This is a genomic window from Gloeocapsa sp. DLM2.Bin57 (genome assembly GCA_007693955.1).
Taxonomy (GTDB): domain Bacteria; phylum Cyanobacteriota; class Cyanobacteriia; order Cyanobacteriales; family Gloeocapsaceae; genus Gloeocapsa.
The window spans coordinates 1-12,499 of sequence record RECR01000063.1 but is presented as its reverse complement, the minus strand read 5'-3'; the positions used below and the strand labels follow the sequence as shown (position 1 = coordinate 12,499).

The window sequence follows — 12,499 nt, the reverse complement described above, 5'->3', positions numbered from 1 at the left end:
CCCCTTAGATTTAGCTAGCAGCGAAAGCGCTCCTGCAATCAAAGGTTAAGTTTAATTATTTAAGAAAACGCTCTCCTAAACCTGGAGGGCGTTTTTTTTTCAACTATTATTAATCGAGATAACCCATTAAAACTTTAGGATCATCGATTTGATTAGATGCTACAGGACGATTGCCCATAACTGAGAAAGTTTCGCTAATTTGTAAAGTTCTAGAGGCGATCGGACGATTACCTGAGAAAACAATGTGACTTGTACTCTTTAAATCGCTTTTGGTAATAGGGCGTAAACTACCAACAGAAGAAAAGGTTTTCACGATTTCGAGATGACTAGATTCAATGGGTCTATTATTAGGTAAAGAAGAATCCCCTTTGAATTTTAGTTGTAACCCTGTTTTGGGTTGATTGGGTAATGATAAACCTGTTTCTTGATTTTCAGCTTGATTTTCGGTTTGAGTACCGTTTTCCTGTAAGTTTTCTACTGTCATGGTTTTTTCTCCTAATTGGGACTATCCTTGAGGGAAAACTATTAATCTTTTTTTAATAATTTAATCTATTCTATCTTGTATTTAGCTTTAGATAAAATAAAACTATGATTGAGCCAATTAAACCCCCCCATATTCCTGACTGTGCCTGGCAGCGTAGTATAGGTAAAGACTGGGAACAAATATACACTGTACGCTATGCAAGTAACCTAGATGATGGCCCGTGGCACGGGATGCCTTTAGGTGGCTTTGGGGCGGGTTGTTTTAGTCGTTCTCCTCGTGGTGATTTTAATCTCTGGCATTTAGACGCAGGAGAACATGTCTTTAAGACTCTCGATGCTTGTCAATTTGCTGTTTTTGAACAACCAGAAGGGGGAGAAGCTCAAGCCTATGCTACTGCTACTCAACCTCCAGAAGACGGTAGTTTATCTAGTTGGTTATGGTATCCCAAAGCCAAAGGGACTTATCACGCTCTCTATCCCCGTAGTTGGTTTAAATATGAGGGAGTGTTCCAAAGTGAGTTAATTTGTGAGCAATTTTCGCCAATTTGGGCAAAAAACTACCAAGAGTCTAGTTATCCCATCGCTTTATGGCAATGGACAGCCCATAATCCTACTGATAAACCCATAACTATCAGTATTATGCTCAGTTGGCAAAATATCGTAGGTTGGTTTACTAATGCGATTAAATCCCCTGAAATCAAAATTAGAGATGATGGTAGCCCTACTTATCAGTATCAACCCCGTTGGGGAGATAGTACAGGGAATTATAATCAGTGGATACAAGACGGCTTTAGAATAGGTTGTCTATTTAATCGTATTCAACCGCACGAAGAATTACAACAGGGAGAAGGACAATTCTGCATAGCTAGTATTCTTAATCCTAGTTTAGAAGTATTCTATCAAACTCGCTGGAATCCTAAAGGTGACGGCTTAGCAGTCTGGGATGATTTCGCCCGCAATGGCTCTCTAGCTGATAAACAAGATGAAACACCCGCAGAGCCTGGAGAACAAATAGCAGGAGCGATCGCCGTTCGTTTTACCGTGCGTCCTGGGAGAACACGTAAGATACCATTTGTAATAGTCTGGGACTTACCCATCATGGAATTTGCCCCAGATATCACTTATTATCGTCGTTATACCGACTTTTTCGGTCGTAATGGTCAAAACGCCTGGGCAATGGTGCGAACCGCTCTCAAACACGGGGAAATGTGGCAAGACAAGATTGAACAATGGCAAAACCCTATTATCAATCGCCCTGATTATCCCAATTGGCTAAAAATGGCTTTATTCAACGAATTATATTTGCTTACTCAAGGTGGTACTCTTTGGACAGCGGCTACAGAAAATGATCCAGTAGGACAATTCGCCGTGTTAGAATGTCTGGACTATCGTTGGTATGAAAGTCTCGATGTTCGCTTATATGGCTCTTTCCCTCTAGCTAAATTTTGGCCCCGTCTTGATAAAGCTATCCTCGAAGCTTTTGCGCGCGCTATACCCCAAGAAGATGAAACTATACGAGTCATTGGCTACAATCAAAGGGAAGCTAAACGTAAGTTATCAGGAGCAACCCCCCACGATTTAGGTGCACCTAATGAACATCCCTGGGAAAAAACTAATTATACTAGTTACCAAGATTGCAATCTCTGGAAAGATTTAAGTAGCGATTATGTCCTGCAAGTATATCGGGATTTTGTCTTGACGGATAAACAAGATACAGATTTTCTCTGGGAATGTTGGCCGAGTGTGACTAAAACCCTCGATTATCTCAAAACCTTTGACTTAGACGGTGACGGTATCCCCGAAAATAGCGGCGCACCAGATCAGACTTTTGATGATTGGCGTTTACAGGGAGTTAGCGCTTATTGTGGTGGTTTGTGGATTACAGCTTTAGAAGCGGCGATCGCTATCGCTAAAATCTTACTGGCTAATCCTCCGATGAATCCTCTCTTACAACCAGAAGATTATCCCCAAGGTATCCAGACAACCTTAGCTAACTACCAAAACTGGTTAAGTCAATCTCGTTTAGTTTATCACTCTCAACTCTGGAATGGTAAATATTATCGTCTGGATAATCAAAGTAATTCCCAGATAGTTATGGCTGATCAACTCGCGGGTCAATTTTACGCCCAATTACTCGGACTTCCTGACTTGGTTGAGTCGCAATATCTGAAATCTACCCTAGAAACTATCTATCAAAGTTGTTTTTTGAACTTTCATCAGGGTAAAATTGGCGCAGCTAATGGGGTTAAATTAGATGGTACTCCAGAAAATCCCGATAGTACTCATCCTCTAGAAGTATGGACTGGTATTAATTTCGCTTTAGCTGCTTTTTTAATTCGTAATGGTATGCAAACCGAAGGATTAAAGTTAGCCCAAACCGTGGTACAACAAATCTATGATAATGGTTTACAGTTTCGTACTCCTGAAGCGATTACTTCTGAGGGAACTTTTCGCGCTAGTCACTATCTACGCGCTATGGCAATTTGGCTGATTGATTATACTCTCTCGGGAAAATGAGTATTATTTATTGGTTAGATGAGATTGATGCTGCAACATACCCTCAAGTAGGACAAAAAGCTTATACTCTAAGTCAGATTAAACAGAGAGGTTATCCTGTTACTCCTGGTTTAGTTATCTCTAATTCCCTATTTGAGCAGTTTCTCACCCTCTCTCCTTTAGATAGGTTATTAACGGATTTTGCTAGTCTTGATTGTCATAATCATCAAGCTTTACAGACTTTTGCTCAACAAAGTCGTCAAATTATCCTTAATACCACTTTTCCTCCTGACTGGTTAGAAACTATCTATAGGGAAGTTACTAAGTTACCTAATACCCCTATCAAATTAATACCCTCTGTTTGTGTGTTTAATGCTATGGAGTGGGATGAGTTACTCTCTTCTCAATTTTCCCTCAATCATCCTGAAGGGTTATCTCAGGGTATTAAAAACAGTTGGGCTGAATTATTTAGGGCTAAAATTCTTTGGTTATTACAAAAAAGACGACTTAATCTCACTCAAGTAAAATTTGCTCTCTTACTCCAACCTTATTATACAGCGATTAGTTCAGGAGTCACTACTATTGACCCTTCCACTGTTATTATAGATAGCACCTGGGGAGATAAATTGGCTTTAGATTGGGGAGAGGTTTTACCCGATCGCTTTTGCTATAATTCTCTGAGTCGGGTTTTAGCAACTCACAAATTGGGTAATAAATTAGTTGCTTATCGTCTTAATAATGATTTATTAGCAAGATATTTACTAGATGAAGAAGCACAGACTAATTATAGTCTCACTGAGCAGCAGTTAACAGAGTTAGAGAATCTTTGTTTTGATTTGGTTAATGATTATCCCTCCGTTAACTCTTTTACTTGGAGTTGGAGAGACAATCAGTTAGATATTACAGAGGTTAAACCCTATTTAACTCCCTTGCAATCCAATTCTAACTTAATTATACAAGGATTAGCTGCTTCTCAAGGACAAGCGATCGCTCCTGCACAAATTATCCTTGATTCTCAACAACATTGGCAATCTATTCCACCCCAACAAATTCTCGTTTTTGCTAATCTTACTCCTGATTGGTTACCTCTAGTCAAAAAAGCCGCAGGTATCATCACCGAAACGGGAGGTTTAACCAGTCATGGGGCTATTATTGCTAGAGAGTTAGGTATTCCCGCTATTGTTGGCGCGGAGGGTGCAACTCAGTTAATTACTACGGGAACTTTAATCAAAATTAATGGTGATACTGGTGAAGTTTCTTTTCCTTCTGGTTTTGAATCTCAATCTGAGTTAGAATTAGATATACCTTTACCTTATTATCCTATTAGTACTCAATTATTCGTTAATATTAGTCAACTCGAAAGCCTTAATTTAGTTTCCGGTAAACAGGTTGATGGTGTAGGTTTATTACGTACAGAATTCTTTTTTTTAGAATTGCTACAACAACGTTCATTAATTACCTGGTTAAATAACTATTCAACAGAATTAAAAGAACATTTACAACATTTTCTAGAAACAGTTTGTCAAGCTTTTCCTGGTAAACCCGTATTTTATCGTTCTCTTAATTGGGAGTCATTAGAATTAAATAAATATTTAGGAGAAGTTAAACACAATCAAAAAATTAAAGAAATATTCTTTAAATTAGAGTTAGAAATTATTTTAGAATTGAGCAGATATAAAAAATCTAAAATTAATCTTCTTTTACCTTTTATTCGTAGTGTAGAGGAATTTCAACATTATTATCAATTAATAGAAAAATCAGGATTATTACAACAAACATCATTAGCCATATGGATTATGGCAGAAGTTCCCTCAGTGATTTTCTTATTACCAGAATACGTAGCAGCGGGAGTGCAAGGAATATCAATAGGTACAAATGATTTGAGTAAATTTTTATTAGGAATTAATCGAGAAGATACCTTAATTAACTCACAATTAACCACTCAACATCCCGCTGTAAAAAAAGCGATTAAACAATTAATAACATCAGCACAAGAATTAAAGATACCCTGTTCGATTTGTGGTCAAATATCAGTAGAATACCCCGAAATAATCACAGACTTAGTGAGGTGGGGGATACAATCTATTTCTGTGGAAGCTAAAGCAATAACTAAGACTTATGGGGCGATCGCTCGGGCTGAACAAGGTATTATTCTAGATATGGCGAGAAAATTTAACCTTGGTTGATTCTGATTTTGGATTCCAATGACAAGTTTCTTGCCCTGATACATTTATCTAGCGAAACCTCTTGTTAATTTTTTAGTTAAAAAACGCTCAAAATAAGTATGTATAAGGATTAGAGGCTGATTAACCCCAAAAATCTGTGCTTTAGCTATTACCGTATATTTGCTGTAATACGGCTACTAAACCTGTCCAACCCGTTTGATGAGATGCTCCAAGCCCAGAACCAAAATCGCCGTGAAAATATTCATGAAATAAAATTAAATCACGCCAGTGGGGATCGCTTTGGAATCGCTCAATATCTCCATAAACGGGTCGCCTTTTAGATGCATCTTGGGTAAAAATTCCCATAAGTCGATTTGACAAATCACGAGCGACATCCGATAGTGTCATCATTTTTCCTGAACCAGTTGGATATTCAACTTGAAAATTGTCTCCAAGATAGGTGTGAAATTTTTGCAAGGACTCAATAATGAGATAATTTACCGGAAACCAGATCGGGCCTCGCCAATTAGAGTTTCCTCCAAATAAATTTGTCGTCGATTCGCTAGGTTCGTAATCAACACGGTACTCCTGTCCTCCTATGGAAAAGGTATAAGGATGTTGGGCATGATACTGCGAAAGTGACCTTATTCCATGTTCGCTAAGAAATTCGCTTTCAGCTAACATTTTTCTTAAAACATGGCGTAGTTTATCAATGGGTAATAGCGATAAAACTCTCATTCCCTCTATCCCTTTTTGTTCCAAGCAGGTGATATGAGATGCGAGATCAGGACGATTTTCTAAAAACCACATGACTCGTCGTTTAAAGTCAGGTAGGCGATCTAATCTTTCCTGAGAGATTGTGGCGACGGCAAATAGGGGAATTAGACCAACTAAAGAACGGATCTTTAAAGGAATATGCTGTCCATCAGGAAGGTTGAGGACATCATAATAAAATTTATCCGTTTCGTCCCATAAATCCGACCGGTAGGGTCCTAAATTGTTCATCGCATTAGCAATATAAATAAAATGTTTAAAAAATTTGTTAGCGATGTCTTCATAAACTGGATTGTCTTGAGTTAATTCTAGGGAAATTTCCAGTAAATTTAAACAATACATTGCCATCCAACCGGTGGCATCGGACTGTTGAATATAGCCCCCTGTGGGTAAAGGCTTACTACGGTCAAACACACCGATATTGTCCAAACCGAGAAATCCCCCTTCAAAGACATTATTGCCTTCTATATCTTCTCGATTCACCCACCAAGTAAAATTGAGCAACAGCTTTTGAAAAACGCGTTCTAGAAATAGGCGATCAGCTTTACCATAAATTTTTTTTTCGATCTGATAAACACACATTGTTGCCCAAGCATGAACAGGGGGATTAACATCATCAAAAGACCACTCATAGGCAGGTAATTGACCGTTTGGGTGCATATACCACTCACGAGTTAATCTCTGTAGTTGTCTTTTAGCAAAATCGGGATCGATCATCGCCAGTGGAATTGTCTGAAACGCTAAATCCCAAGACGCGAACCAAGGATACTCCCACTTATCGGGCATAGACAGCACATCATCACCATAAAAGTGTTCCCATCGATGGTTTCTCCCCTGTAGGCGTTGAGAAGGGGGCGAAGGTTGTTGAGGATCTCCCTTTAGCCATTGATCGACGGCATAATAATAAAATTGCTTACTCCAAAGCATTCCAGCGAATGCCTGTCGCTGAATATTGCGCTGATCTGCCGATAGATCACTGGGACATATGCGCTGATAAAAGGCATCTGCCTCGGCAATACGCGTTTGAAAAAGCGGCTCAAAATCAGTGCCAAAAGGATTAGTTAGATCGGGTGAGTCACTAAGGCGCAATCGAACGGTTTGCGTTTTTCCTGGGTTGATCATAAGACTATAATAAATAGAGACTTTAGTCCCGATGCGATCACTATTAACAGCTGATTGATCACCGTGAATGAGATAATTATTAATACCGTCCTTGACATAAGGGGAGGTATTAGCAACCCCAAACAGTCGCTCATAGTTAGTTTCATTATCGGTGAATAGTAAGTCAGTGCTATTTTCGCAGTAGAGCCAGCGCCGTCCGAGGCTAGGATGAGAAGCTTCAATTATTTGGAAGTTAGCATCAGATGGCAAGACTTTAAGGACAGGTTTTTCTGTTTTCTCATCCCACGACCAAGTATTACGAAACCACAACGTAGGACACAAATGTAATGGGGCAGGCTCAGATCCCCGATTGATGGCACTAATTTTAATTAGAATATCTTCGGGTGACTGCTTGGCATATTCTACAAATACATCAAAATATTGATCGCCTTCAAATACGCCTGTATCCAACAGTTCATACTCTTTGGTTTGACGACCACGATGACGATTTTCTTCCACCAGTTGATTGTAGGGAAAAGCCCTTTGGGGATATTTATACAAGTATTTCATGTAGGCGTGAGTTGGGGTATTGTCAAGATAAAAATAATATTCTTTGACATCTTCCCCGTGGTTGCCTTCAGAACCCGTTAAGCCAAACAATCGTTCTTTCAGAATTGGGTCGGCTCCATTCCAGAGAGCGAGGGCAAAACAGAGTCGTTGATGATTATCTGAAATTCCTGCGATACCGTCTTCACCCCAACGATACGCCTGCGATCGCGCTTGATCGTGTGATAAGTAATCCCAGGCTTCCCCTGTCGCACTATAATCTTCTCTTACTGTTCCCCACTGCCGTTCGCTCAGATAAGAACCCCAACGTCTCCAATAAGCAGTACGATCGCGATCTTGGGCTAGGCGGATTTCTTCTTCAGTCATATTTTTTTTCGTTTTTTGTTGATTACTGTTCATGGTAGTTCCAGAGAAGTCCACCATCGACAAAGAAAGTGCTACCCGTGATATAGTCCGCATCAGAGGAAGCGAGAAAGGCAACCACAGAAGCTACGTCCTGGGGCTTACCTAAACGTTTGAGGGGAATATTTTGTAGTAATGCATTGAGTTGCTGCGGATTGTTGAGCAGCTTGGTGTTTATAGGTGTTTCAATCGCCCCAGGTGCAACATTATTGATGGTGATACCATAAGGACCTAGTTCGATTGCCAAATCCCGAGCCATCATTTTCACACCTCCTTTGCTAACACAATAGGAGGCAAAATTGGGAAAAGGGAGTTCTTCATGGACTGAACTGATATTAATAATTTTGCCGGGGCGTTTTGTCTCCATGAGATGTTGAACAAGGGCTTGTGCTGCAAAAAAAGCACCTTTGAGGTTGACATTCAGAACCATGTCGTAGTCAGCTTCAGTTATTTCCCAAAAGGGTGCATGCCTTTCTAGCCCTGCATTGTTTACAAGAATATCCAACTGACCAAAATGCTTGATCCCCTCCTGAATGAGGTTTCGTACTTGATTGAGATCGCCTAAATCGGCTTTGACAACGTATCCATCAGGGGCGTGATCCTTGGCCAAATGACAGTTTCCCCCTGCTAATTTCACTTGTTTGAGGGTTTCTTCTGCACCTTCAGGATGGGAGCGGTAATCAATGACAATACTAGCTCCTTCAGAAGCCAACTTGATGGCGATCGCTTGTCCGAGTCCTTGACTGCTACCCGTCACAAGGGCTACTTTTCCTGCTAATTTCATTTGATTTACTCCAATAATTTACCAAATTTTTGAGTTTTGTCTCGAAAATGAAGAATTTTTCCTCTGAAAGTATCTAGTTTACAGCATTTTAACCTTCTCTAAGCATTAAGCCCAAAATCAAAGATTGGAGCAATAACAGACCCAGTAAACTAACAGAAAAATACTTCCAATACCGTTTTATTAAGGAGAATATGACTCGCTCAACGGCTTTAACGACAACCTTTTCAATCTCTGGACTGACAATTGTTTTATTGACAATTTCCTCTAATTCTTGATTGAAGGCTTCCCTGGTACGGTGGGTCACTTTGTGGACTTGTTGGTTAATTAAGGCTTCGGTTTTTTTGAGGGGATTATTCATGATGTCTCAATTCTAGAAAATCTTTCAAACGTTGACTTACCTTAAACGCTCAAGAAGATGATCTCCTACTCGCAATGCATTAGCAATGATCGTGAGGGTGGGGTTGACTGCTGCGCTAGAAGGGAAAAAACTGCTATCAACTACATAAAGATTTTCAACATCGTGAGTACGACAGTTTAAGTCTAAAACAGAACAAGTGGGATCTTCACCAAAACGACAAGTCCCACATTGGTGACCGACCACTTGAATGGGCATTTTGTTGCGGGGATAGATGCTCATAGACATGATATGTCCAACGCGATCACTGGCCTTGAGAATTTCTATCCATCGCTTAACCAAGCGATCGCCAGCTTCGGTATTATTAGGCGTATAGTGTAAACTTATCCCATCTTTCAATGCCTTGACTCTGTTAGTAGGATTAGGTAAATCTTCTGTTTGAAACCACCAGCCCACCGAATGCAAAGAAGCCATTTCATACTGGGCTTGTAAATCTAAACCGGTTTTCGGAAGCCATTGGAGCATTGAGGACAAAAGCGATGGAGCTTCTGCCGGAATCATATCTGGCAGGACATTACCTGTATTCTGAATAAAACCCATCGGATAAGAAAAATTGGGTTCTCCCCAATAAAAATCGCTAACCGCAATTGTCTTTTGATAAATTGAAGGATTGGGTTTAGGATGGAGGGCTACCATTGCTGTTGTGAGATGCTTCATAAAATTGCGTCCCACCTGATCAGAACTATTGGCTAAGCCATTGGGGTGAGCGTCATTGGCAGAGCGCAAGAGTAAGGCGGCGGAATTAATCGCACCACATGAAACTACAACAATATCGCCTTGAAAACGATGTTTTCGTTCCTCTAGTTCTACTTCTACCTCCGTAACCTCCCGTCCTGATTCGTTAGTGTATAGACGAAGAACTTTCGCCCCAGTTAAAAGAGTTATATTAGGGTACTTTGAGACTGGACGAAGACAATTTACCTCTGCATCAGCTTTACCTCTTACCAAACAGGGAAAACCATCACAGCTATCGCAGCGAATACAATCACCCATCGTGCGCTCAACTTCATTGAGCTTTATTCCCAAAGGTAAATGATAAGGATGCAAGCCCTGTTGTTTCAAACTTTCTACAATTTCCTGCATCCGCGATTCATGGCTGACAGGCGGATAAGGATAGGGCGCTTGGCGAGGCGGTTCGGTCGGATCATCTCCTTCCCTTCCGTGAACATCGTATAATAGTTCAGCCTGAAGATAATAGGATTCAAAATCTCGATATTTTAGAGGCCATTCTGGAGATATACCGTCTTTATGTAGGACTGCTTCAAAATCTCGCTCTCGTAATCTTAATAGTGCAGCTCCATAAACTTTTGTATTACCGCCCACCCAATAACTCATTTGGGGACGAAAGGTATTTCCCTCTTTATCCTGCCATTTTTCCTGAGTATGGTAGCGTTCTTGGGCGTAAACTTGAGAGGCATCCCAGTTTTCTTTTTCTCTAGGTAAATAGTTTCCTCTTTCTAAAACTAGAATCTTTTTTCCACTTTTTGAAAGACGGTGTAATAGAGTTCCCCCTCCTGCACCAGTACCGATAATAATAACATCGTAGTGTTCACTAGTAAGTGACATAATCAAATTATTTACTTTGAAATATGAATTTTAATTAAAATGGTAGCTCATTAATCTAAAAAACACCATACTTGTCTCAAATTCGTTTAGAGCAACTCCCGAGCAAGTGAGGTATATTTTTAGTGATACACTCACCCCAGGACTCGTCCCTTGAGCATCTTCTTTAGTTTTACTACTTAAACAATACTAAAAGTTAACTTCTATGATCAAAGGTTTCTCGATTCTGTCTTGTGTTCATCAATCCGTTACCCCAGAAACATCACCAAATGAGGCCTTTAATTGGCGATTACGAGAAGCATCAATTAAACTTAATCGATTTGGGGTGTGGGCAGCCCTTGCTGGTTTTTTGACGGGATTAATCGGTGGGGGATTTCGTCGTCTGGTGGATCAGGTGATGAATACTAGATTACTATTCCTAAATAGTTTCACCAATAGTTTTCTAATCGAAGCCTTAATCTCTATTTTATTCTCTTCGGTAATGGTATTTCTAGGATTTTGGTTAATGCGTCGTTTGGCGCCAGAAACCAACGGTAGTGGCATTCCTCAAATTGAAGGATTTCTCGATGGCAACTTATCCCTAAGAGGAAAACGAATTGTTCCGGTCAAATTTGTCACGGGGATCTTAATTTTAGGCAGTGGGATGATCTTGGGAAGAGAAGGTCCCACGATTCAAATGGGAGGGGGAATTGGTCAATTAGTAGGAGAACAAATTCGAGGGAATAAAGAACAAATTAGAATCTTAGTAGCGGCCAGTAGTGGGGCAGGATTAGCTGCGGCATTTATGGCGCCACTAGCCGGAATTTTCTTTGTTATAGAGGAAATGCATCCAAGATTTCAAAACCCTGTTTCTGCCTATCGAGCCGTTGCTTTCGCTTGCATTATGGCTGTTATTGGTTCGAAGTTAGTTATAGATGAACCGGTTTTAGAGCTTAAAATTTATGATGCGCCACCTTTAGCGTCTGCATGGATATTTGTTCTTTTAGGTATCTCCTTGGGATGTTTAGGTTATTTGTTTAATCAGGGACTGATAGCGAGTCTCAACTTTTTAGGTCGTCTGCAAGGTCATTGGCATCGGTTGATGGGATTATATATTGGCGGATTAGTGGGTTTACTTAGCTGTATTTATTTTCCCACTTTAGCCAATTATCCTCATTTTGAGCATCCCATCGTTGGAGGGGGTGAACGCACTATTGTCTGGTCATTGACCGCTGATGAACCCACACTAATCTTGGGAGGATTATTGATTTTGCGCTTTGGTTTAACTCTGTTATGTTACGGCTCGGGATCTCCGGGTGGGATTTTTGCGCCTTTGTTATCAATCGGTACGCTTTTTAGTCAAGGAATGGCCAGATTATTTCATAGTTATTTTCCCGAGTGGCTTCCCGAACCCGGATTATTGACGATCGCAGGAATGGGGGGATTAGTGGCCGCAACGGTTCGTGCGCCTCTAACAGCCATTTTGTTAACCTTGGAGATTACAGGAAATTATAAGTTAACTATCCCTTTGATGATAACCATATTAACGGCTGTTATTATGGCTCATCAATTAGGCGGTAAACCGATTTATACAAGTTTATTAGAGCGTATTTTAAGCAATCAACCTAAGGTTTCTCAAGACAATCATAGCGCTACGCGATCCCGAATAGGGAATAGGGAATAGGGAATAGGGAAATGAAGAGGGGAGATGGGGTAGAGCTCACAAGTGTAGGTTTTTTACAGAAAAGTTATCATGAGGTAAGACAAGGG

At 40.3% G+C, this 12,499-nt stretch carries 8 protein-coding genes; 3 read left to right on the top strand and 5 right to left on the bottom strand.

The features are described 5' to 3' along the window. Nucleotides 1–109: 109 nt before the first annotated feature. On the bottom strand, nucleotides 110–484 hold the full coding sequence (locus EA365_07225; protein ID TVQ45719.1) for a hypothetical protein: 375 nt from the start codon (nucleotides 482–484) through the stop codon (nucleotides 110–112). A gap of 104 nt (nucleotides 485–588) precedes the next feature. Between EA365_07225 and EA365_07220 the strand changes: the two genes are divergently transcribed. Together EA365_07220 and EA365_07215 are read left to right on the top strand one after the other, a co-directional pair. Next, nucleotides 589–3,000 carry a bile acid beta-glucosidase gene (locus EA365_07220; protein TVQ45718.1) on the top strand — a complete coding sequence of 804 codons (2,412 nt, stop codon included), beginning with the start codon at nucleotides 589–591 and terminating at the stop codon, nucleotides 2,998–3,000. Beyond that, the gene (locus EA365_07215; GenBank protein TVQ45717.1) at nucleotides 2,997–5,165 is read left to right on the top strand and encodes a hypothetical protein; all 2,169 of its coding nucleotides are present in this window, start codon (nucleotides 2,997–2,999) and stop codon (nucleotides 5,163–5,165) included. The genes EA365_07220 and EA365_07215 overlap by 4 nt, the downstream gene beginning before the upstream one ends. A gap of 141 nt (nucleotides 5,166–5,306) precedes the next feature. Here EA365_07215 and EA365_07210 read toward each other — a convergent pair whose 3' ends face one another. The 4 genes from EA365_07210 to EA365_07195 form a co-directional block, all read right to left on the bottom strand. Then, nucleotides 5,307–7,952, bottom strand: coding sequence for a glucosidase (locus tag EA365_07210; protein ID TVQ45720.1), 2,646 nt, complete (start codon nucleotides 7,950–7,952; stop codon nucleotides 5,307–5,309). 22 nt (nucleotides 7,953–7,974) lie between these two features. Then, nucleotides 7,975–8,772 (bottom strand): glucose 1-dehydrogenase, encoded by a 798-nt coding sequence (locus EA365_07205; protein ID TVQ45716.1) that lies wholly within the window; start codon nucleotides 8,770–8,772, stop codon nucleotides 7,975–7,977. A gap of 88 nt (nucleotides 8,773–8,860) precedes the next feature. Further along, nucleotides 8,861–9,130: a hypothetical protein gene (locus EA365_07200; GenBank protein TVQ45715.1), complete on the bottom strand. Its 270-nt coding sequence runs from the start codon at nucleotides 9,128–9,130 to the stop codon at nucleotides 8,861–8,863. A gap of 36 nt (nucleotides 9,131–9,166) precedes the next feature. Then, complete coding sequence (locus EA365_07195; GenBank protein TVQ45714.1) at nucleotides 9,167–10,753, bottom strand: GMC family oxidoreductase; 1,587 nt, start codon at nucleotides 10,751–10,753, stop codon at nucleotides 9,167–9,169. A 202-nt stretch (nucleotides 10,754–10,955) separates the two neighbouring features. On the opposite strand from EA365_07195, the gene clcA reads away from it, so the two are divergent. Continuing rightward, a complete protein-coding gene (clcA, locus tag EA365_07190; protein ID TVQ45713.1) occupies nucleotides 10,956–12,413 on the top strand; it encodes a H(+)/Cl(-) exchange transporter ClcA in 1,458 nt (485 codons plus the stop codon). The last annotated feature ends 86 nt before the right edge of the window (nucleotides 12,414–12,499 follow it).

Excerpts from the sequence above, each read along its gene's own strand:
- EA365_07225 (TVQ45719.1), bottom strand. The coding sequence starts at position 484 with ATGACAGTAGAAAACTTACAGGAAAACGGTACTCAAACCGAAAATCAA.
- EA365_07220 (TVQ45718.1), top strand. The coding sequence starts at position 589 with ATGATTGAGCCAATTAAACCCCCCCATATTCCTGACTGTGCCTGGCAG.
- EA365_07215 (TVQ45717.1), top strand. The coding sequence starts at position 2,997 with ATGAGTATTATTTATTGGTTAGATGAGATTGATGCTGCAACATACCCT.
- EA365_07210 (TVQ45720.1), bottom strand. The coding sequence starts at position 7,952 with ATGACTGAAGAAGAAATCCGCCTAGCCCAAGATCGCGATCGTACTGCT.
- EA365_07205 (TVQ45716.1), bottom strand. The coding sequence starts at position 8,772 with ATGAAATTAGCAGGAAAAGTAGCCCTTGTGACGGGTAGCAGTCAAGGA.
- EA365_07200 (TVQ45715.1), bottom strand. The coding sequence starts at position 9,130 with ATGAATAATCCCCTCAAAAAAACCGAAGCCTTAATTAACCAACAAGTC.
- EA365_07195 (TVQ45714.1), bottom strand. The coding sequence starts at position 10,753 with ATGTCACTTACTAGTGAACACTACGATGTTATTATTATCGGTACTGGT.
- clcA (TVQ45713.1), top strand. The coding sequence starts at position 10,956 with ATGATCAAAGGTTTCTCGATTCTGTCTTGTGTTCATCAATCCGTTACC.